Genomic DNA, 20,556 nt, shown 5'->3' with positions numbered 1-20,556 from the left:
TAAGGAAACATTAAGTTTATCTTTCCTAAACATTAAGCCTCCTTCTGAGACAATTTGCCCCGCAGCACCCAATGCGGCCGCAGGCCGCGAGCACACCGAGGCGCCGGGAGCGCAGTCACCCAGTTCCGGGCGCCCCGGCACACGACGTCGCTCCGCGACGCCGCGACGCGGGGTCCGGGGCGGAGCCCCGAAGGGGGTTCCAGGGGCGCAGCCCCTGAAGGGGGAGTACCGAGGGGGCGAAGCCCCTTCGGTCGCAACGCAAAGGAAGGCTTGTATTTTGCGCCTGGGCGCGCTAAATTCTATAGCACGCCCAGGCGCAAAATACAAGCGCCCCGTAGAAACGGGGCGCGCAGACATGAGAAAATCTAACGTATGAGTAATTTATATAAGTAAATTATTATAACTGTAGTAAAAAAGGTATGATGTTGTTTTTGTTATGCGATCACAAAGCTGCTCTAATCGTTTAAAGGCATTCTTAACGGAATATGATGGAATTGTTATGAAGCCTTCTGATTTATTTCCATTGCTAAGGTAGACAACCCGGATAAAATAAAATGCTAATTTTTTAGCAAAATGGCTGGTTTTTTTTGCGGAAAGGTGTAACCAGCCGGTCATAAGGCCATTTTGCCCTCCTTCCAAAATTCCCGCCGGGTGGGCCGGTAAAGCGAAGGGAAGCGGATGCGGAAATTGGGAGGAACGGTTGGGGATACCCCAAAATGCAACCGCTCCGTAGGAATACGGGGCGGGCATGAGGATACTTGCTTAAGGAAAACTATGAACGGTTATAGGGACCTGTGTAGTGGGGTAGGATATGGGATTTCGACGGGATGGATGAAAGACCAACAAAAGAAGACATATTATATTACCGCAAGTTGAACGGTGAATTAAATAATTGTAAAAGAATGCCGGGCGGGTCCGATGTCAAAAGGCTATTTTTGCGCAAAATTGGCTCGACATGGGGTTAAATTCGTTTGCGAAAATATTCATGCCCAAAGACAAGGTTTTTTACAATTTATTCGAGGAGGTAGCGCACAACGTGCAAAAAATGGGGGAGAAGCTGGTGGTGACGGTCGGCGAACCTGACTTCGAGGTACGCCAGGGCCACATCAGGGACCTGGAGGATATGGAGCACGTGAACGATGAATTTACCCACCGGATCTTTACGGAACTTGGGCGGAACTTTATTACGCCTTTTGACCGGGAGGACATCCATTACCTGGCGACTGCCCTGGATGACGTAGCCGACAATATTTACTCTTCCGCCAAAAAGATCAACTTTTACCGGGTGGACCCGGGGGATCCGGGGATCAAAAAGCTGGCGGGTTTGATCGACCAGGGTTGTCAGGAGATCAAAAATGCCCTCCTGGAGCTCCGGAATATGAAAAACCTGCGCAAGATCACGGACGCTCTTGTCCGGATCAACAGCCTGGAAAACCAGGCGGATGATGTATACGATACCAGCATACAACGGCTCTTTGCCACCGAAAATGACGCCAAGGAGGTGATCAAGAAAAGAGACATATTCCAGGTGCTTGAAATAGCCACCGATAAATGTGAGGACGTAGCCAACGTGATAGAATCCATCATCGTCAAATACGCATAGACCGGCAATGACATTATTGATCTTCATTATCGCGCTGGCGGTCATCTTCGATTTTATCAATGGCTTCCACGACTCCGCCAATTCCATCGCCACTATTGTTTCCACCAAGGTCCTGACACCGTTCCAGGCCGTCGTCTGGGCAGCGCTGTTCAATTTCCTGGCCTATTTTATCTTCCGCGAACATAAGGTGGCCAACACCATCGCCAAAACCATTTACGAGCAATACATCGACCTCCATGTTATCTTAGCCGGCATCATCAGCGCCATCATCTGGAACCTGCTGACCTGGTGGTACGGGATCCCTTCCAGTTCTTCCCATACGCTGATCGGCGGTTTTATCGGGGCGGCCGTCGCCAAGGTGGGCTCCTGGCAGGTCATCGTGATGTCGAACCTGTACAAGACGGTGCTTTTTATCTTCCTGTCGCCTGTCATTGGTATGGTGCTGGCCTTTATCATTACCCTGGCGATTGTGTGGATCAGCCGGAAGGCCAATCCATATAAGGCGGACCGCTGGTTCCGAAGACTCCAGTTGGCGTCTTCGGCGGCTTTCAGCCTTGGCCACGGGGGGAATGACGCACAAAAGGTCATGGGGCTGATCGGTGTCGCCCTGGCTTATCACAACGGTACGAAGTTCGACATCGCCCACCTGCCGCATTGGGTGCCCATCGTATGTTATTCCGCCATCGCCTTGGGTACGATGAGTGGGGGGTGGAAGATCGTCAAGACCATGGGTACCCGGATCACCAAGGTAACGCCCCTGGAAGGAGTGTCCGCCGAAACCGCCGGCGCCGCCACGCTCATCCTCACCGAGCGGTTGGGTATCCCCGTCAGCACGACCCACACCATTGCCGGCGCGATCATGGGCGTAGGCGCCACCAAGCGGCTGAGCGCGGTACGCTGGGGCGTGACGGTAAACCTCCTGTGGGCCTGGGTGCTGACCATCCCCGTGAGCGCGCTGATGGCGTCGGGCATCTATTTCGTACTGCACCTGTTTTTCTAGGGCCAATGCCGCAACTTTAAGTATCTTGTCCCCCCAAATGAATCGTTTATGAAGGGGATCATTTTAGCCGGAGGCTCAGGAACAAGACTCCATCCCATCACCTACGCCATCAGCAAGCAGATCATGCCGATCTACGACAAGCCGATGATTTATTACCCCTTGTCGACCCTGATGCTTGCCGGGATACGGGAGATCCTGATCATCTCGACCCCTCATGACTTACCCATGTTTAAACGGCTGCTGGGGGACGGCCATAGCCTGGGGCTATCTTTTTCCTACGCAGAACAGGCGGTGCCCAATGGCCTGGCGCAAGCCTTTGTCATCGGTAAATCCTTTATCGGCGATGATAAGGTAGCCCTCGTGTTAGGGGATAATATTTTTTACGGAGCGGGACTGGGGAAACTGCTGGCGGGGAACACCAATCCCGATGGAGGAATCATATACGCTTACCACGTGAGCGATCCGGAACGGTACGGGGTCGTTGCTTTTGACGACAAGATGAAGGCTGTTTCCATCGAGGAAAAGCCCAAACAACCCAAGAGCAATTTTGCGGTACCCGGTCTTTATTTCTATGACAACGAGGTCGTTTCGATCGCTGAAAACCTGAAGCCTTCGGCCCGCGGAGAATACGAAATTACGGACGTCAACAAAGTCTACCTGGAACGGGGCCGGTTAAAGGTGTCGATCCTGGACCGGGGCACCGCCTGGCTGGACACCGGGACCTTTGATTCACTGATGCAGGCGTCGCAGTTCGTCCAGGTCATCGAACAACGGCAGGGGATCAAGATCGCGTGTATAGAGGAGATCGCTTACCACAAGGGCTTCATCACCAAGGATCAGTTGGTTACCATCGCACAGCCCCTGTTGAAGAGCGGTTACGGGCAATACCTCATGGGGCTCCTGGAGAAATAACGTATCTTCGACCATAAATTACGTATCTGGTTATGCAAAAAATCCTAGTCACAGGGGGATGCGGCTACATCGGAGCGCACACGATCGTCGACCTTATCGAAAACGGGTATGATGTCGTATCCGTCGACAACAACTCCCGGTCGACGCCCCAACTGCTCGCGGGCATTGAGAAGATCACCGGCAAAAAGGTCAAGAATTACAAGGTCGACCTTTGCAGCTATGACGATACGGTAGCGGTTTTTCAGGAAAACCGGGACATCACCGCCATCATCCATTTCGCTGCCTACAAAGCCGTCGGAGAATCGGTTGCGGAGCCCCTGGCGTATTATGAGAATAACCTCCAGTCTTTGGTTAACCTGCTGAAGTGTACCAAGGAATTCCAGATACCGCACTTCGTGTTTTCGTCTTCGTGCACCGTGTACGGGAACCCCGACCACATCCCTGTGACGGAGGAAACGCCTCAAAAGCCCGCGGAATCTCCCTACGGGGCCACCAAGCAGATGGGGGAACGGATCATCGAGGATTTTGCAAAGACAGGTACGATCAAGTCGATCCTGCTCCGGTATTTCAATCCCGTGGGCGCCCACCCTTCCATAGCCATCGGGGAGCTGCCGCTGGGCAAGCCCGCAAACCTCGTCCCGGCCATCACCCAGACCGCCATCGGGAAGATCCCGTCCATGCAGGTGTATGGGACGGACTACGATACCCGGGACGGTAGCTGTCTGCGTGACTTTATCCATGTGAGTGACATTGCCCATGCCCACACACTTGCCGTGAACTATATGCTGGCAGGGAAAAATGAGCAACCCGTAGAGGTATTCAACCTGGGTACCGGCAACGGGGTCACCGTCCTGGAAGCCATCAAGGCTTTTGAAAAAGTCAGCGGTGTAAAGCTCAATTATACCCTGGGCCCCCGTCGTCCGGGAGACGTCATCGCCATATACGCCAACAACGACAAGGCCGTTACAGGGCTGGGCTGGGTCATCCAGTATAACCTGGAAGACATGATGCGGACCGCCTGGGCGTGGGAATTGAAGCTAAAAGAAGACAAAACCCTCCACACCAGCCAGAATTTCCAGCTCAACTAGCGACAATTGTGCTTCGTTTAACGTAGGTTTGCGAAGCAAAAACCTTGAACTGCGCATGCTAAAGGATATACAGGTACTCAACGAAAAAGATACCCGGTCGGGTTTCGGAGAAGGGATTCTCGAACTCGGACGGAAGAACCCCAACGTCGTTGCCCTGACGGCCGACCTGCTGGGTTCCATGAAGCTCCAGGCCTTTATAAAGGAATTCCCCGAACGTTTCATACAGGTTGGTATCGCCGAAGCCAATATGATCGGTATCGCCGCCGGTTTGACGATTGGTGGCAAAATCCCTTTTACCACTACTTTTGCCAACTTCAGTACGGGCCGTGTGTATGACCAGATCCGCCAGTCTGTTGCCTATTCCGGCAAGAATGTAAAGATATGCGCTTCCCACGCGGGGCTTACCCTTGGGGAAGACGGGGCGACCCACCAGATCCTGGAAGACATCGGGATGATGAAAATGCTCCCCGGCATGACGGTGATCGTTCCCTGTGACTTCAACCAGACCAAGGCGGCCACCATCGCCATCGCCGACTACGAAGGCCCGGTATATTTGCGTTTTGGCCGTCCGAAATGGCCCAACTTCACCCCGGTAGACCAGCCGTTTGAAATCGGCAAGGCCCAGGTGTTGTCCGAAGGCAAGGACATTTCCATCTTCGCCTGCGGTCACCTGGTCTGGAAAGCCATCGAAGCCGGACGGATCCTGGAGCAAAAAGGGATCAGCGTGGAGCTGATCAACATCCACACGATCAAACCCCTGGACGTGGAAGCGGTAAGGGGCTCCATAGAAAAGACCGGGTGCGCCGTTACCGCAGAGGAGCACAACATCATCGGCGGTCTCGGGGACAGCATCGCCCAGGTCGCCGCCCGCCACTTCCCGGTTCCCATCGAGTATGTGGGTACAAATGACACCTTTGGGGAAAGCGGTACACCGGAAGACCTGCTGATTAAATATGGTCTCGACACGGTGAACATCGTCGCCGCCGCCGAAAAGGCCCTGATCCGGAAGAAGAAGTAAAACTACATTAAGTATATATTAAAAGAGACCGCTATTTAGGCGGTCTTTTTGCGTCCGATTAAACTTGTTTTTCCCAACTCTATCCAATTGATAATCGGAGATATTGGATATATTAGCAAGGACTAAACCGCATGCATGGCCACCATCGCCGATGACAAAGAACTTTTGCTGCAATTCAAGGCTCCTTCTACCAAAGAGGCGGCGTTTACACAGATTGTGCGGAAGTATCAGGAAAAATTGTACTGGCACATCCGCCGTATCGTTGTCGACCATGATGACGCCAACGACGTTCTCCAGAACGTCTGTATAAAAGTTTGGAAAAGCCTTGACAACTTTCGAGAAGACAGCCAGTTATATACCTGGTTGTACCGGATAGCGACGAATGAGAGTTTGACCTTTTTGGAACAACAGAAGAAGCGGGCGGGGGTGTCGTTCAGTGATGTGGAGACGGGTTTGAGTAATAAGTTAAAGGCCGACCGGTATTTCGACCCGGGGAAGCTGGAGTGGAAGCTCCAACTGGCCATTCAGACCTTGCCGGAAAAACAGCGCCTTGTCTTTAACTTAAGGTATTATGACGAAATGCCTTATGAAGAAATGAGCCGGGTCCTTGAGACGTCCGAAGGGGCACTCAAGGCCAGCTATCACCACGCCGTCAAGAAAATTGAAGAGTTTATGCTCAACCATTAAACTTTTCTAATATCCAGGAGTCATAATTCGTTGTATGGTACATAGTGAGGACATAGGACGTGAATTGAGGGGGATTTCCAAGGTGGTCGCGGAGGTATCCGCGGTCTATCCTTTGGCTGTCCCGGAAGGATTCTTCGAACACTTCCCCGAAAAGGCGCTGGCGCTTGTCCGGCACCTGGACGGGGAGATGGGAGAAGAAGCGGTTCCTATGCTGCCTACCGGTCTGAAGGACCGGCATCCCTTTGAAGCCCCGCCGCCCGGCTATTTTGAGGGTTTTGCGGACAAAATGCTTCGTTTAATCCGTGAGGAAGAGACGGAGACACCGCACACCCTGGAACACCTCCGCGATCAACCGACCTATCGCATCCCGGAGGGATATTTTGATGGTTTACCACAGCGCATGCTGGCCCTGGCAAAGGCAGCGGCGCCCGCAAATGTCGATGAAGAGCTACAGGAGCTGTCTCCGTGGCTGGCATCTTTGCCGAGAACCTATCCGGGCACCGTACCGGCCGGTTATTTCGAGCAGTTTTCACCGGCTTCGCAGATCGCCGCGGCGATGACCGCCAAGGTCGTGCCGCTGAGTGTACGTACCTTGTCCGTACGCCAGTTTCTGGCGGCAGCCGTCACCGTTGGTGTCATATTGATGAGTGCCGTGTGGGGTTATCATATATACCAACGACCCAATGATATGGCCAGCGGTATCGCGCTGAAAACACCCGCGCAGTTTAACAACGCCCTGGCCAAGATTTCGGACCAGGCGATCGTCGACTACCTGAAAAGCAACGCCGACGTCGCCGACGCCGACCTGATCGCCAGCGAAGCGGACGATTTACCTAACGGAATTCCGGGGGACAACGTTAAGGTGGATGATAACAACAGTAAGGCTTCAGAATAAACAACAAACAGGACCATGAAGAAGTGCCTCTTATCCTTATTACTCTTAACGGTGATCCGCCTTGCTCCCGCGATGGCCCAGGTTCCTCCCCAGGAGGACCCGGCTGTCAGGCAGGCGAGACTGCAAAGGATAGAGTCGCTAAAGATCACCTTTATCGCCCAGCGGCTGAACCTGACCCAGGCGGAAGCCAACCAATTCTGGCCTTTGTACTACCAATACCAGAAAGAATTACACGGGGTGGTCACCAATAAGGGCTTAGACGAGCTCACCCGGCAGGAAGCCATGGTGGATGTTCGGAAAAGATACCTGCCGCAATTTACCGGTGTGATTGGCCTGAACAGGTCGAAATACGTTTTCCAGTCCGAACACGACTTCAACCAACTGCTGATCCAACAGCATTTCCAACGCATCAATCCGGGCGCCCGCCCCGGGCTCAGAAGAGGGTTCTAACCTTTCCGGGCGATAGGTTAATTTTGGTAAAGAACGGGTGAAAATCCGTTTATCAAAAATTACCCCTTTGGGGTTCATTTCCAGCTGTTTTTACCGTCTGCCAGCCTGCAAATTGACTGGTTAATTCCATTAGCAATTTTTGGAAACTAAATTATTTTTTCCATACATTTGCATATAGGTGTTTTTCATAGGTTAGCAACGGCCGACTCTTTCTAGGGTTGGCCTATTTTTTTCCATGAACGGGCCAAGCGCTACAGTTCGCTCCAGAAAAGGATTTAGCACACTAACTGTTGTTAGTTCCTGATTGAACAATAGGATACTTGACGTCATGGTAGAATAAAAACGTCCAGTGTTTTTCCCCCCCTTCCTGCCACCATTGTCTCCTTAATTCCATGCATTTCTTCCCGTCATAGTCGTATTTGGCAATGAAACGGTTTTTCATCTGGGAAAGCTGGGGGGCGTCGTCCCCCCCAAAAAACACCGTTTGCCCACCTTCTTCTATCCAAAAGACCTGGTGAAATGGGGAGTGCCCGCCGGTGACCTTAAAGCGTATGGAAGGGCCGATAGTGCCTTCGTCGGCGTCCAGCAACACGACGCGGTCCGTGCCTTCCAAAGGATGTAGTTCTTCAGCTATATAAGAAGGCGCTCCTTTTTCAAGGGCGTAGGCAAGTTCCCTGCTTTGCACGTAGTACTCGGCCGACGGGAAGTTGAGCGTATAGGCGCCGGTCGCCGGGTCTTTGCTCGCAATACCACCCGCATGATCCTTGTGCAAATGGCTCATCAACACTTTCGTGACGTCCATGGAATTGATCCCTGCCTCCGACAGGTTGCGCTGGATCTGGAGGATACCGTCCCGGGTCCGGTACCCGAGACCGGCATCCAACAATAGGATATCCGTATCCGTTATGACCACAAAAGGCTGGATCTCGACCAACAGCGAACCCACCGGGCGCTGCTGCAGGTCATCATGCCGCACGTCAAAGGGGACAAAGCGCTTGGTATGATCGATGCTGAAAGCACCTTCCATAAGAGGGATGATCTTCATAGCCCGCAAAGGTACGGCGAACTATCTCAGGATGATGTGCCTGTCGGCGTCCAGCCGGATCATGACAAAGATCAGGATCGTAAAGGTCAGCAGGGACGATCCCCCATAACTCATCAGGGGCAGCGGGATCCCGATCACGGGGGCAAGCCCGATCGTCATACACACGTTGACGGCTATGTGAAAAAAGATGATGCTGGCCACCCCGTACGCATATACGCGGGAAAAAACGCTTCGCTGGCGCTCGGCGATGTTGACGATATGCCAAAGCAGGAGAAGGTATAGCCCCAGCAGGACGACGCAGCCGGCAAAACCGAAGTCCTCCCCGATCGTACAAAAAATAAAGTCGGTGCTTTGTTCCGGGACAAAGTCGTAGCGCGTTTGCGTGCCCTTGAGGTAGCCTTTGCCGAGCACGCCGCCCGAGCCGATGGCTATTTTGGACTGTTTGACGTTGTAGTCGGTGCTTTGGGCGGCCACCTGGTGCCGGTGTTTGAGCTCTTCTTCGGAAGGTGTAGCCGTCGTGTGGGCGCCACGGTGACGAACATAGTCCTTCCCCACGAGACTATAAATACGCCGGGCCTGGTACTCCTGGAGGACGTTGTCGAAGACATAGGGCACCACAAAAACCGACACCGCGGAAGCGACAAGCCAGGACGCAATAATGACCGAAAGCAGGTTGCGGTTCCGTTTGAACTGCTTCCGGAGCAGGATGATCGACAACACGGCCACACAGGTCAGGACGGCTAAGAGAACATACTTTTCCAGGACCAGCGTCATGACCGCAAGGACGCCCAGGGCAAAACCGACGATCAGGACCGAAGGCGGCAGCCCTTCCCGGTACATGGGTATAAAGAGGGAAAAATAAACCAACGCCAGCCCGGTTTCGTTTTGCCCGATCGTGATGAGGGCGGGCAGTACGATGATCCCCGCCGCGATGACCTGTGACCGGAACTGGTCGAAATGGGTCTCGATCCGTGATATGTATTTGGCAAGCGCCAGGAGGGTAAAAATCTTACAGAACTCCGCGGGTTGGAGGTTGAACCCGCCCCCCAGGGCGATCCAGGAGTGTGATCCATTGACGCTGCGCCCCAGGCCGGGTACAAACGTGGCGAACAACAGTACGATCCCAAAGGCGTACAGCAGGTTGGCCATGGTCGTGAATATCTTGGAATCGGTCAGCAGGATGATCACCCCCAGGATGCTATAGATGCCGAGGTAAAACAATTGCTTGGAGTATTCTTTTTTCAACCCCAAAAGGTTCTGGACGATGTTATCCCCTTCCCGGTATTCCACGGCAAAGATGGACAGGACGCCGATCAGGGCGATCAGAAAGAACAGCCAGATGGTAAGGCTGTCGACGCCCTTGGCGATGCTGGGGTTTTTGGCGTTCGTATTCATCGGCCGGTACGGGGTTTATTCTTTTTCTCCTCGTTTAAAAGGGCCACCGGGGTGGTATCCTTGCGCCGGGTGGTATCGTGCCTGGCCGGCGCTTTCGCCGGGGCGGCGGCGGGCGCCGCCGGTTGTGGTACCTCATCCGACGCAGACGGCAGGCTGTCTTCTTCTTCCTTCTTCTGCGCGGCCCGGAGCGCCCTCAGTTTTGCCAGCGAGTCCCTTGCTTCGTAGATGCGCGGAGGAATGAGGTTGGTGCTGATCAACCGGTCCATCATCGCTTTGCGGTTATCGGCGATGCTGTCCTTGAGGTATTTTTCGATCATCAAACCGGCGATAGGGGCGGCGGAGTTGCCCCCCATACCGGAGTTCTCGCAAATGACCACGATGGCGATCCTGGGGTTGTCCTTCGGCGCAAAGGCGGCAAAGAGCGCGTGGTCTTTTTGTTGCACCCCCTTATAGGAGTTCTGGGCCGTACCCGTCTTTCCACAAACAATGATGCCGGGGACCTGCGCCTGTTGACCCGTACCTTCTTCCACCACGCCCTGCATCCCATCCTTGACTTTCTCAAAGATGTCGTCGGGGATATGCGTAGTGACGTGTTTTACGCGGTATTTGTCGAGCACGGTATCGCCCTCGGAAATGCTGTCTACGATATGGGGTGTATAATAGTATCCCTTGTTGCCGATCAGACACATGCTGTTGGCTATTTGCATGGGTGTTTCGGTGGTTTCGCCCTGCCCGATACCCAGGGACACCAGGGTGCAGGAATTCCAGCGACGGCGGCCAAAGACCTTGTTGAAATGCGACGTGTCCGGGATATTACCGGTGTTTTCACCGGGAAGGTCGATGCCCAGCCGGTGACCCAGTCCAAAGGAGTTCATATATCCTTTCCAGCCCATCAACCCATTTTCGACGTCCCCGTGCTGGTCGACGATCATCCGGAAAACGGTGAAGAAAAAGGTATTGCAGGAATGGGTGATGGCCAGGGTCAGGTTTCGGCCGTGACCGGGGTTTTTCTCCAGGCATTTACGGGGTGTCCCACAGCCATAGTACCAGCCGAGACAGTCCACCCCGAAGGAAGGCGTGATCACGTTGTTGTCGAGCGCCACCAGTGCATCCAGGGGTTTAAAGGTGGACCCGGGAGGATAGGTCGCCTGGATCGCCCGGTTATACATCGGCAGGGCGGGATCCTGATACATCTCGGAAAAATGCTTATTCCGGTCGGGACCGGTCAGGTCGTTGGGGTCAAAGGTAGGACTGCTGACGAGGGCGAGGATACCGCCGGTAGTGGGGTCTATGGCAACGATCGAGCCCACCTTGTTCGTCATCAGCTTCTCTCCAAATTGTTGCAGGTCTACGTCGATGGAGGTGTAGAGGTTTTTCCCGGCAATGGCGGGCGTGTCGAAGGCGCCCCCTGCATAAGAACCCTGGGGACGGTTGAGGTTGTCCTTGACGAGAAAGCGGATCCCGCGTTGCCCCATGAGTTCCTTCTCATAGGCGTTCTCCAGACCCGACCGGCCGGCATAGTCGCCCGGCTGATACCCCAGCTCCGCGTGCCGGCGAATAAAGGCAGAATCTACCTCGCCTACGTAACCCAACAGGGCGCCGGCGGTATGATACGGATACGTCCGCACAGGGCGTTCCTGGAGGTTGAAGGCGGGCTGGAATTTAAAAAGGCTTTCGCTGATGCGGGCGTATTTCTCCGGAGACAACAGGGATTCGAAAACAGAGGAACGGCTGCGGCCGTTTTTGACAATGGCGTTTACAATCCGGCTCCGGAATTCAGCGGTGTCGATCCCCAGGATGGCGCAAAGCGAGGCGGTGTCCACTCCTTTGACCTGGGCGGGCGTCACCGTCAGGTCGTACATGATCGTATTGTCCAGGATGGCTCTCCCTTTTTTGTCAAAGATGATCCCCCGGTTGGGATACACCACCTGTCTCAGGAGTGCATTGTCCTGAGCCAGTTTCTGATATTTTCCGGAAATCACCTGAAGCGTAAATAGCCGGGCTATGATTACGAAAAAAACAGCGGTAAATATGAAGCGGACTACCGTCTGACGCGACTGGTTAAACACCGACATTACAAGGGGGATTGGATTTTAATTACACCATAAAATTACGGATACCGTTTATGTGTTTGTAATAAACTTTTGTTTGCGGGGGAAAAGTAATTCCAGGATAATGACGAGGACCATGCTGACCACGGTGGAGGCCAGGGTTTTACCGATGAAATAAACAATGCCCCCGAACTGAAGGGCTTCGAGCAGGAATACACAGAAATGGTGCAACAACGTCAGGATCAATACATAAGTAAGGTAAGGCGCCAACCCGAGGCTTTTCACGGAGGGCTCCCGGTAGTTCATTTCCGCCCCTTGCTGCGGTACCAGGATGTTGATGAGAAAGGGCCTGAAATAGGCGATCAGCACACAGGGGGCGGCGTGGAGCCCCGGGGTCTTGGTAAAGTAGTCCAGGGTCAGGCCGCAGGCAAAACCGGCAATCATCAGTACGAACCGGCCCGTGGCAAAGGGCAGCCAAAGAATATACAGGTAGTAGATATAAGGTATGATAAAGGAATGCAGCGGGGGGATCTGGTTCAGGACGAACACCTGGGCCAGGACAAAGAGGAGCAGCCTCCCTATATTTTTGAGCAGGTCACTCATTTGATCAGCTTTTTGGTCGCTTCTTCCAGGGCGATTTGCTCCTGGCGCAGGGTATTCTCCACAACATAGACGTGTTCCAGGCGCCCGAAACGGGTAGCGGACCGCAACTTGAGGATGTAGAAATTACTGGCGGGGTCGCTGGTGATGTCCACCACCGTACCGATGGGGATTCCCGACGGGAATTTATCGGAGTAGGTGCTGGTCACGACCGTGTCCCCCTTGGCCACCCGCACGCTTTTGGGGATGTCCCGCATGGTGAGGATGTTGGCGTCGCTACCTTCCCATTCGATGGGGCCTGCGTCCTTTGTTTTGCGCAACATGCCGGACACGCGGCTCTGACGGTGCAACAGGCTCATCACGACGCAAACGTGCTCGCTGACATTGACGACGGTACCCACTACCCCGTCCGGTCCGATCACGCCCATATCCTTGCGGATGCTATCGGCGGCCCCTTTGTCAAGGGTAATATAATTGTTGGTCGCCAGCGCTATGGAGTTGTTGATCACCAGTGCCCCCCTCCAGACAAACTTCCGGACGTGTCCCAGGGAGTCTACCGGTATAGAATCTTTTAAAAACAGAACGGAGTCTCCCGTCGCCTTGAAGTTACCGGGCAACGCCCTCAGCAGGGCCAGGTTCTGACGGGCCAGGCGGTCGTTTTCTTCCCTGAGGTGAAAATAGTCGTGGACCTTTGTGTACTGACCGTAGAATTTTCCCGTCACGTCCCCGGCGATACCCATGAAAAAGGCTTCATGGTAGCGATTATAGGTGAACAGCATGGAAAGGCTGATGATCTCCAGGATAACGAACAACAACACGTGGAAATACCGCCTTATAAACAGGAAAATATTGCGCACCGGAATATGGATTTTAAGGTCTTACCGCATCACAAACGGGTAGCGCTGGTAATTCCTCAACGCGATACCCGTTCCCCTGACCACCGACTTCAAGGGATCATCCGCCACGTGCACGGGCAGCTTGATCTTGCCCGCCAGTCTTTTGTCCAATCCCCTGAGCAACGCCCCGCCACCTGTGAGGTAAAGGCCCCGGCGGTAGATGTCCGCGGCCAGTTCGGGGGGCGTCATTTCAAGGGCCTTAAGGATGGCCTCTTCTATTTTGAAAACCGATTTATCCAGGGCTTCGGCGATCTCCTGATAGCTCACCATGATCTGCTTGGGGATACCCGTTACCAGGTCCCTGCCGTTCACCGGGATGTCGTCCGGGGGATTGTCGAGGTCTTTGGTCGCCGCACCGATCTGGATCTTGATCTGCTCCGCGGTACGCTCCCCGATCAGAAGGCTATGGTATCGTCTCAGTGCTTCCATGATGTCGGCCGTGAACTCATCCCCGGCAATCCGGATCGATTGGTCACAAACAATCCCCGCCAGCGCGATAACGGTGATCCCCGTGGTACCACCACCGATATCGATGATCATATTCCCGACGGGTTCTTCGACGTCTATGCCGATCCCCAGTGCTGCCGCCATGGGTTCATGGATCAGGTATACTTCCTGCGCCCCTGCCTGTTCGGAACTGTCCCGCACCGCGCGTTTCTCCACTTCGGTGATACTGGAAGGAATGCAGATCATCATCCTCCACTTCGGAGGGAACAACGGACGCTTGGGATAAATCATCTTGATGAGCTCCCTGATCATCAATTCCGCTGCATTGAAGTCCGCGATCACACCGTCTTTCAAAGGACGCACGGTACGTATGCTTTCATGGGTCTTTTCGTGCATCAACAGCGCTTTCTTCCCCACTGCCAGTACGTTTTTCGGATTGTTCCGGTCCAACGCAATGATACTCGGCTCATTCACCACCACTTCGTCATTGTGTATGATCAGGGTATTGGCTGTACCCAGATCAATGGCTATTTCCTGCGTAAAAAAGTTAAAAAGTCCCATTGTAGTTATTTCTTTTTCAACATAAAACGACCCACCAGGCCCGTTTTAGCCTACGATGTTACATAAATTTTGCATGCAAAATTCAAGTAAATAATCCAATTCCGCAACTTCGCCCCGGCTTTAATTTCAGCCGGTGCTAACTGGAGGGCATAGCCGTGATGGAGACTATAAAAATAGGGATTATTGGAATTCATAGCCGATATCCTTCCGGAAATACATGCCTTCAAAACGAATATTTTTCAAAGCCTCCCTGGACAAGGTTTTTGCCTGCGTGACGGTGTCCCCAAAAGCGGTCACGGCCAGGACCCTTCCCCCGTTTGTCAGGACCTTTCCGTCCCGGGGGGTGGTACCGGCCTGGAAAACCAGTACATCCGCAGCCGATCCGGTACTAAGCGGCAGGCCGTCTATCGGTCTGCCCTTCGGATAGGCGCCCGGATAGCCTTCAGACACCGCGACGGTGGTCACGGCTGTGCGGGGGTCAATGTCGAGACGAACCTCGTCCAGCCTTTCTCCGGCCACCGCTTCCAGGAGGTCAACCAGGTCGTTCCGCAGCCGGGGCAGGACAACCTCCGTTTCAGGGTCCCCCAGGCGGCAATTGTATTCGATGACAAAAGGCTCCCCGCCGACATTGATCAGCCCCAGGAATATAAAACCCTTATAGTCGATCTTTTCCGCCAGCAGCCCGTTCACCGTGGGTTCCACCACCTTTTCCACCACCTTTTTCATAAACGCGGGGGTTGCAAAAGGCACCGGGCTCACCGCGCCCATCCCGCCGGTATTGGGTCCGGTATCCCCTTCCCCGATCCGTTTGTAATCCTTTGCCTCCGGCAGGATCCTGTAGCTCCGGCCATCGGTGAGCACGAATACCGAAAGTTCTATGCCTTCCAGGAACGCCTCGATGACGACCCTGGCGCCCGCCGCACCGAATTCCGCGCTCACGAGCATGCTGGCCAGGGCGTTCTTCGCCTCCTCTTTTGTTTGGGCAATGATCACACCCTTACCCGCTGCCAGCCCGTCTGCCTTGATGACGACGGGCAGTGGATGATTTTCGATGTAGGCCTCCGCCGCGGCCATATCGTCAAACTCCTTGTAAGCCGCCGTAGGAATGCCATGACGCTGCATAAAGGCCTTGGCAAATGCCTTGCTTCCCTCCAGTTGGGCCCCTTCGGCCGACGGGCCGATCACCGGGATGTGTTGCACCGACGGGTCGTTTTTAAAGGCGTCGTAGACCCCTTTCACCAGGGGTTCTTCCGGACCCACCACCACCATATCGATCTTCTGCCGTACGGAAAATTCCTTCAGACCCTTGGCATCCGTGGCCTCCAGGGGGACATTCTCTCCGCAGGTGGCCGTCCCCGCATTCCCGGGGGCTATATATAAACGGCTGCAACGGGGGCTTTGCGCCAGTTTCCAAGCCAACGCGTGTTCCCGGCCTCCCGATCCCAATAAAAGTATGTTCATGGCCGCGAAGATCGCAATAAGACAGTATAAATATCAAAAATGTACTACTTTGGCGTTTTATCACCTGAGGGCGCCTCCGGCGCCGCCACCATACTATGACTCCATCCGAGAATGCTGCCAAAGCCCATCCGAAAGGGCTGTATATCCTCTTCGCCACGGAAATGTGGGAACGGTTCAATTTCTACGGGTTGCGCGCCATGCTCATCCTGTTTATGACCAAGGCCCTGCTCTTCGATAAAGTTTTTGCCTCCAATGTATATGGCAGCTACCTCAGCCTGATATACCTCACCCCCCTGGTCGGCGGCTTCATGGCCGACCGGTATTGGGGCAACCGGCGCTCCATCCTCTCGGGCGGTGTGGTCATGGCGATCGGGGAAATCATCCTTTTTGCCTGCGGCACGGTCTACCACACCCTTCCTCAACTCGCCACCCTGTTGTTTTTTTCAGGGCTCGGTTTTATGATTGCCGGGAACGGCTTTTTCAAACCGAACATCTCCATCATGGTGGGCGAGTTGTATCCCAAAGGGGACAGGCGTAAAGACGCCGCCTACACCCTCTTTTATATGGGGATCAATACCGGTGGGATGCTGGGGCCGCTGGTGTGTGGCCTGGTGGGGGATACCGGCAATCCTGCCGACTATCGCTGGGCTTTCCTGGTAGCGGGTATCGGGATGATGCTCAGCATCATCACCCTGCGTATCTTCAACCACCGGTACGTCGTCACCCCCGAAAAGAAAGTGCTCGGGTTGACGCCGGAAGGCGTTACCGGCAAGATCATCAGCCCGGTAGCGGTCGTTGGCATTCTTTTGGGAATGGTGCTCCTGAGCATCGGGCTCATTTACGCGGACGACAAGGTCTTCCCCTTTCTGTCCTACCTGCTGATCGCCGCGCCGGTGGCCATCGCCTTGATCATTTTTTCGGACAAAAGCCTGACGGCCATACAAAAGAGGCATGTGGGCGTCATTTTTATCGTTTGCTTTTTCGTCATTTTCTTCTGGGCGGCCTTTGAACAGGCGGGTGATTCCCTAACCTTTTTCGCAGACGAACAAACCCAACGAACCCTGAACTGGCATATCCCCACCTGGGCGATCTATATTACCCTCGCGGTGTTGTTTTACGTGATCATCGTCCTTTTCCGCAGAGCCCGGAAAAAGCTGGCCGGACCCGATGACGCTTTACTCAGGGGAACGGTTTTCCTCTTACTGGGCCTTTTCACCGTCGCCGTGTGGGGCGTTGGTATCTACCTGGCCACAACGGGCAAACGGTCCGTGGTCCTGGGAGAAGTCCCCCCCAGCGTTTTCCAATCGCTCAACTCCTTTTTTGTGGTCGCTTTCGCCCCCTTCTTTGCCTGGCTTTGGCAAAAACTGGGCAAATGGGAACCAGGTTCCCCCACCAAGATGGCGTTTGGTCTCTTCTTTCTCGCCCTCGGGTATCTTTGGATCAGTTACGGCGTCAAGGACGTTCCTCCCGGTATAAAGGTCAGCATGATCTGGCTGACCGGTATGTACGCCCTGCACACCTGTGGCGAGTTGTGTCTTTCCCCCATCGGTTTGTCCCTCGTCAACCAGCTTGCGCCCGTCAAGTTTGCATCCCTGCTGATGGCGGTCTGGTTCATGGCCAACGCCATGGGCAATAAACTGGCCGGGGTACTGAGCACCTTTTACCCCGAAAAAGGAAAAACCACCGCTTTCCTGGGTTATCATATGAGCAACCTCAACGAGTTCTTTATGCTCTTCGTATTTATGGCCGGTGCCGCCTCCCTGCTGCTCTTCTTTGTCAGCCGCCGGACCGAGCGGATGATGAAACACGAACAGGAAGTCGCTGGGGCTTAAGCGTTTGCCCGAGCCATTAAAAAAAACATAAATTTTTTGGCCGTCCCCGGCTCGAAACTTGCATGCCCTTACCTTTAGCACACCAAAAGGACATCCAATGAAGCATATCCTACTCTTGTCCTGCGCCAGCGGGTTGTTCCTGATTGCAACCGGTACCCATGCGCAAACGGTCGATACGTTGACCGACAAGCAAATGAAAGACAAGGTCCTGGGGGAGATACAGACCACCCTTGACCGGCGGACCAAGTCCATAGACTCCACCGTCACCAACCTCGATGCAAGGGTCGACGCCCTGGACAAGTCCATCCTGGAAACCAAAGACGTCAAGGAAAAAGCAGACAAACTGGTGTTGCGTGTCCAGGCGCTGGAAGACCGGCAAAAAGCGGTTGACGAGAACGACCTTTATATATACCAGGCCAACTACCAAAGCGCTATCGTCAACCTGGTCTCCATGGAACGGGAGATCAAACCCCTGATCCTCTTCAATTCCACCAAGACCTTTTTCGACCAGCTCGGCCAGGCCAGCAATCCCATGAATTATCCCGGTTACAAGGACTTTTTCGCCGGGTTCAACAAATACATGGAGAACAACAAAGCGGAAGAAACCGGTCTTGGCGTTGCCGCCAACGTCCTTTCCTCCGCGGGAACCGAAATGGGGGCCGTACCCGTGACCGGGCCGATGACTTTTGCCCTTTTTAGCGGCATGTCGTCGTATATGAGCTCCATGAGCGGCAAACACAAGGAACTGCGCGAGCAAAGCGAGAAGATGGTGCTCCTGACGATGAAGGTCAGTCAGTTCGACTATGACCAGGGCCTCATCGAAAATGAGTGGGCTGCCATCGAGGCCGAACTCGACAACCTCCAGAAAATTTACGCCTCGGATCTCAGCCAGGACCTGGCTACCCTAAAGATCGAACCGAAAGACTTCCAGGCCGGTTTCTCCCAGGAAAGCGACGCCGAAAGCCGCTACCAATACCTGACCATGATGCGTCAAAGCGCAGCCGACTTTGCCACCGCCGAAAGACAGAAGAACCCCAAGGACTGGAAGCAAAAGATCTACTACCAGATGATGGACGTACAATCCCTGAAGATGCGTTTTGGCCAGATCACCTTCCGGATCAGCGAAAACATCGGCCGCTACGAGTCCCTCTTCGACAAATACAAACTGGACCCCCAGATCGGACCCGAGATCGTCAACCTTCAGGGCAAGCTGTCCGATCTGAGGAACACCTTTGACAAGGCGTTTGATCCGCTTGATTATATTGCGTCTACGACGAAGATGTATAAAGTCGGCTAAATCGCCGTCGCTCCATAGTAGCGGTGCAGCGATTCCGGCAGCGCAATCCCCTCCTCCGTCTGGTGGTTTTCCAACAGACAGGCCAGGATCCGCGGCAGGGCCAGCGAGCTCCCGTTCAGGGAGTGCACCAGTTGGGTCTTCCCCTTGGCGTCCTTAAAACGGATTTTGCACCGGTTGGTTTGGTAGGCTTCGAAATTGGACACCGAGCTCACCTCCAGCCATTTGCCCTGGGCCGCGCTGTACACTTCGAAGTCATACGTGATGGCCGAGGTAAAGCCCATATCACCCCCGCACAACCGGAGGATCCGGTACTCCAGCTGTAGCGACAACAGGAGACGTTCCACATGAGCGACCATTTCGTCCAGGACCTCGTAGCTCTTTTCGGGGTGGACCAGTTGTACCAGCTCTACCTTGTCGAACTGGTGGAGGCGGTTCAGCCCGCGCACATCCTTCCCATAGCTCCCCGCTTCGCGCCGGAAACAAGGGGTATACCCAGTCATTTTAATAGGAAGGTCGGCCTCCTTTAGGATCTCGTCCCGGTAAAGGTTGGTCAGGGGCACCTCCGCCGTGGGAATCAGGTAAAACCCATCCTCCGGCACCACGTACATCTGGGCTTCCTTGTCCGGTAATTGCCCGGTCCCGTAGGCGGAAGCCTCGTTCACTACATGCGGCACCTGGTATTCCCGGTAGCCGGATTCGGTATTGTAGTCAAGGAAATACTGGATAAGCGCGCGTTGCAGCTTCGCGCCCTTATGAATGTATACGGGGAAGCCGCTTCCCGTGATTTTTGTCCCCAGCTCGAAGTCGATCAGCCCGTACTTTTTGGCCAGGTCCCAGTGCGGTAACGCTGCCGTGGGAAGGGTGGGCCGCACGCCCCCTGTCCGGACGACGACGTTGTCTTCGGGCGTACGGCCGGCAGGCACCTGCGCGGAAGGGAGGTTCGGGATCCTGACCAGCACCTCCAGGAGCTCCTTTTCCACCTGCGCCAGCCCGGCTTCGATAGGAGCCAGACCCGCGCTAAGCGCGGCGACTTCTTTTTTGCGGGCTTCCGCCTTTTCTTTTTCCCCCTTGGCCATCATCTGCCCGATTTCCTTTGACGCGCTGTTGACCGATGCCTTTGTCTCGTCATACTGAAATGTCAGGGCTTTGCGGCGGTCGTCCAGGCGGAGAACGGCGTCGACCAGGTCGGGCTCGGCGAAATTTCTTACGGCCAGGCGCTCCAGAACGAGGTCGCGGTTTTGGCGGATGAAAGGGACTTGTAACATAGTCGGCAAATATACAAATCGCCGCGCAATTGCGCTGGCGCGCACAGCGTCGA

The 20,556-nt window shown here is 54.4% G+C and carries 18 protein-coding genes; 10 read left to right on the top strand and 8 right to left on the bottom strand.

What is annotated here, in order from left to right:
• Nucleotides 1-955: 955 nt before the first annotated feature.
• The 8 genes from EDB95_RS05625 (at nt 956) to EDB95_RS05590 (ending at nt 7,653) form a co-directional block, all read left to right on the top strand.
• Complete coding sequence (locus EDB95_RS05625) at nt 956-1,603, top strand: DUF47 domain-containing protein (RefSeq protein ID WP_133991418.1); 648 nt, start codon at nt 956-958, stop codon at nt 1,601-1,603.
• A 7-nt stretch (nt 1,604-1,610) separates the two neighbouring features.
• A complete protein-coding gene (locus tag EDB95_RS05620) occupies nt 1,611-2,603 on the top strand; it encodes an inorganic phosphate transporter (RefSeq protein WP_133991416.1) in 993 nt (330 codons plus the stop codon).
• Between the two features lie 48 nt (nt 2,604-2,651).
• Nucleotides 2,652-3,515, top strand: a complete 864-nt coding sequence (gene rfbA, locus EDB95_RS05615; RefSeq protein WP_133991414.1) for a glucose-1-phosphate thymidylyltransferase RfbA — start codon at nt 2,652-2,654, stop codon at nt 3,513-3,515.
• Nucleotides 3,516-3,547: 32 nt separating this feature from the next.
• Nucleotides 3,548-4,603 carry a UDP-glucose 4-epimerase GalE gene (gene galE / locus EDB95_RS05610; RefSeq protein ID WP_133991412.1) on the top strand — a complete coding sequence of 352 codons (1,056 nt, stop codon included), beginning with the start codon at nt 3,548-3,550 and terminating at the stop codon, nt 4,601-4,603.
• Between the two features lie 55 nt (nt 4,604-4,658).
• Entirely contained in the window at nt 4,659-5,621 is a 963-nt protein-coding gene (locus tag EDB95_RS05605) for a transketolase family protein (protein WP_133991410.1), read from the top strand.
• Nucleotides 5,622-5,756: 135 nt separating this feature from the next.
• On the top strand, nt 5,757-6,308 hold the full coding sequence (locus EDB95_RS05600; RefSeq protein ID WP_133991408.1) for an RNA polymerase sigma factor: 552 nt from the start codon (nt 5,757-5,759) through the stop codon (nt 6,306-6,308).
• A gap of 34 nt (nt 6,309-6,342) precedes the next feature.
• Complete coding sequence (locus tag EDB95_RS05595; RefSeq protein ID WP_133991406.1) at nt 6,343-7,203, top strand: hypothetical protein; 861 nt, start codon at nt 6,343-6,345, stop codon at nt 7,201-7,203.
• 15 nt (nt 7,204-7,218) lie between these two features.
• Nucleotides 7,219-7,653, top strand: a complete 435-nt coding sequence (locus EDB95_RS05590; protein WP_133991404.1) for a hypothetical protein — start codon at nt 7,219-7,221, stop codon at nt 7,651-7,653.
• Between the two features lie 283 nt (nt 7,654-7,936).
• Here the strand turns inward: EDB95_RS05590 and EDB95_RS05585 are convergent, their stop codons facing one another.
• The 7 genes from EDB95_RS05585 to purD all read right to left on the bottom strand — a co-directional run bounded on the left by EDB95_RS05585 (nt 7,937) and on the right by purD (nt 16,109).
• A complete protein-coding gene (locus EDB95_RS05585; protein WP_133991402.1) occupies nt 7,937-8,698 on the bottom strand; it encodes an MBL fold metallo-hydrolase in 762 nt (253 codons plus the stop codon).
• A gap of 21 nt (nt 8,699-8,719) precedes the next feature.
• Nucleotides 8,720-10,093: a rod shape-determining protein RodA gene (gene rodA / locus EDB95_RS05580; RefSeq protein WP_133991400.1), complete on the bottom strand. Its 1,374-nt coding sequence runs from the start codon at nt 10,091-10,093 to the stop codon at nt 8,720-8,722.
• On the bottom strand, nt 10,090-12,168 hold the full coding sequence (gene mrdA / locus EDB95_RS05575; RefSeq protein WP_133991399.1) for a penicillin-binding protein 2: 2,079 nt from the start codon (nt 12,166-12,168) through the stop codon (nt 10,090-10,092). Before mrdA ends, rodA begins: the two co-directional genes overlap by 4 nt.
• 48 nt (nt 12,169-12,216) lie before the next feature.
• The gene (locus EDB95_RS05570) at nt 12,217-12,747 is read right to left on the bottom strand and encodes a rod shape-determining protein MreD (protein WP_133991397.1); all 531 of its coding nucleotides are present in this window, start codon (nt 12,745-12,747) and stop codon (nt 12,217-12,219) included.
• A complete protein-coding gene (gene mreC, locus EDB95_RS05565; RefSeq protein WP_133991395.1) occupies nt 12,744-13,601 on the bottom strand; it encodes a rod shape-determining protein MreC in 858 nt (285 codons plus the stop codon). Before mreC ends, EDB95_RS05570 begins: the two co-directional genes overlap by 4 nt.
• Nucleotides 13,602-13,622: 21 nt before the next feature.
• Nucleotides 13,623-14,648: a rod shape-determining protein gene (locus tag EDB95_RS05560; RefSeq protein ID WP_133991394.1), complete on the bottom strand. Its 1,026-nt coding sequence runs from the start codon at nt 14,646-14,648 to the stop codon at nt 13,623-13,625.
• Nucleotides 14,649-14,828: 180 nt separating this feature from the next.
• A complete protein-coding gene (gene purD, locus EDB95_RS05555) occupies nt 14,829-16,109 on the bottom strand; it encodes a phosphoribosylamine--glycine ligase (protein ID WP_133991392.1) in 1,281 nt (426 codons plus the stop codon).
• A 95-nt stretch (nt 16,110-16,204) separates the two neighbouring features.
• On the opposite strand from purD, the gene EDB95_RS05550 reads away from it, so the two are divergent.
• Together EDB95_RS05550 and EDB95_RS05545 are read left to right on the top strand one after the other, a co-directional pair.
• Nucleotides 16,205-17,941: a peptide MFS transporter gene (locus tag EDB95_RS05550; RefSeq protein ID WP_133991390.1), complete on the top strand. Its 1,737-nt coding sequence runs from the start codon at nt 16,205-16,207 to the stop codon at nt 17,939-17,941.
• A gap of 97 nt (nt 17,942-18,038) precedes the next feature.
• A complete protein-coding gene (locus EDB95_RS05545; RefSeq protein ID WP_133991388.1) occupies nt 18,039-19,238 on the top strand; it encodes a hypothetical protein in 1,200 nt (399 codons plus the stop codon).
• Here the strand turns inward: EDB95_RS05545 and serS are convergent.
• Nucleotides 19,235-20,503 (bottom strand): serine--tRNA ligase, encoded by a 1,269-nt coding sequence (serS, locus tag EDB95_RS05540; protein ID WP_133991386.1) that lies wholly within the window; start codon nt 20,501-20,503, stop codon nt 19,235-19,237. The two genes, EDB95_RS05545 and serS, sit on opposite strands and share 4 nt — an antisense overlap.
• Between the last annotated feature and the right edge of the window lie 53 nt (nt 20,504-20,556).

Source organism: Dinghuibacter silviterrae (genome assembly GCF_004366355.1).
Classification (GTDB): Bacteria; Bacteroidota; Bacteroidia; order Chitinophagales; family Chitinophagaceae; genus Dinghuibacter; species Dinghuibacter silviterrae.
This window is presented reverse-complemented; position numbering and strand designations above follow the sequence as displayed.

What these genes read in the sequence shown, in the direction of transcription:
- rodA (WP_133991400.1), bottom strand. Translation starts at nt 10,093, where the DNA reads ATGAATACGAACGCCAAAAACCCCAGCATCGCCAAGGGCGTCGACAGC.
- EDB95_RS05570 (WP_133991397.1), bottom strand. Translation starts at nt 12,747, where the DNA reads ATGAGTGACCTGCTCAAAAATATAGGGAGGCTGCTCCTCTTTGTCCTG.
- EDB95_RS05585 (WP_133991402.1), bottom strand. Translation starts at nt 8,698, where the DNA reads ATGAAGATCATCCCTCTTATGGAAGGTGCTTTCAGCATCGATCATACC.
- EDB95_RS05620 (WP_133991416.1), top strand. Translation starts at nt 1,611, where the DNA reads ATGACATTATTGATCTTCATTATCGCGCTGGCGGTCATCTTCGATTTT.
- purD (WP_133991392.1), bottom strand. Translation starts at nt 16,109, where the DNA reads ATGAACATACTTTTATTGGGATCGGGAGGCCGGGAACACGCGTTGGCT.
- galE (WP_133991412.1), top strand. Translation starts at nt 3,548, where the DNA reads ATGCAAAAAATCCTAGTCACAGGGGGATGCGGCTACATCGGAGCGCAC.
- EDB95_RS05605 (WP_133991410.1), top strand. Translation starts at nt 4,659, where the DNA reads ATGCTAAAGGATATACAGGTACTCAACGAAAAAGATACCCGGTCGGGT.
- EDB95_RS05560 (WP_133991394.1), bottom strand. Translation starts at nt 14,648, where the DNA reads ATGGGACTTTTTAACTTTTTTACGCAGGAAATAGCCATTGATCTGGGT.
- mrdA (WP_133991399.1), bottom strand. Translation starts at nt 12,168, where the DNA reads ATGTCGGTGTTTAACCAGTCGCGTCAGACGGTAGTCCGCTTCATATTT.
- EDB95_RS05595 (WP_133991406.1), top strand. Translation starts at nt 6,343, where the DNA reads ATGGTACATAGTGAGGACATAGGACGTGAATTGAGGGGGATTTCCAAG.
- EDB95_RS05625 (WP_133991418.1), top strand. Translation starts at nt 956, where the DNA reads ATGGGGTTAAATTCGTTTGCGAAAATATTCATGCCCAAAGACAAGGTT.
- EDB95_RS05545 (WP_133991388.1), top strand. Translation starts at nt 18,039, where the DNA reads ATGAAGCATATCCTACTCTTGTCCTGCGCCAGCGGGTTGTTCCTGATT.
- EDB95_RS05590 (WP_133991404.1), top strand. Translation starts at nt 7,219, where the DNA reads ATGAAGAAGTGCCTCTTATCCTTATTACTCTTAACGGTGATCCGCCTT.
- rfbA (WP_133991414.1), top strand. Translation starts at nt 2,652, where the DNA reads ATGAAGGGGATCATTTTAGCCGGAGGCTCAGGAACAAGACTCCATCCC.
- serS (WP_133991386.1), bottom strand. Translation starts at nt 20,503, where the DNA reads ATGTTACAAGTCCCTTTCATCCGCCAAAACCGCGACCTCGTTCTGGAG.
- EDB95_RS05600 (WP_133991408.1), top strand. Translation starts at nt 5,757, where the DNA reads ATGGCCACCATCGCCGATGACAAAGAACTTTTGCTGCAATTCAAGGCT.
- EDB95_RS05550 (WP_133991390.1), top strand. Translation starts at nt 16,205, where the DNA reads ATGACTCCATCCGAGAATGCTGCCAAAGCCCATCCGAAAGGGCTGTAT.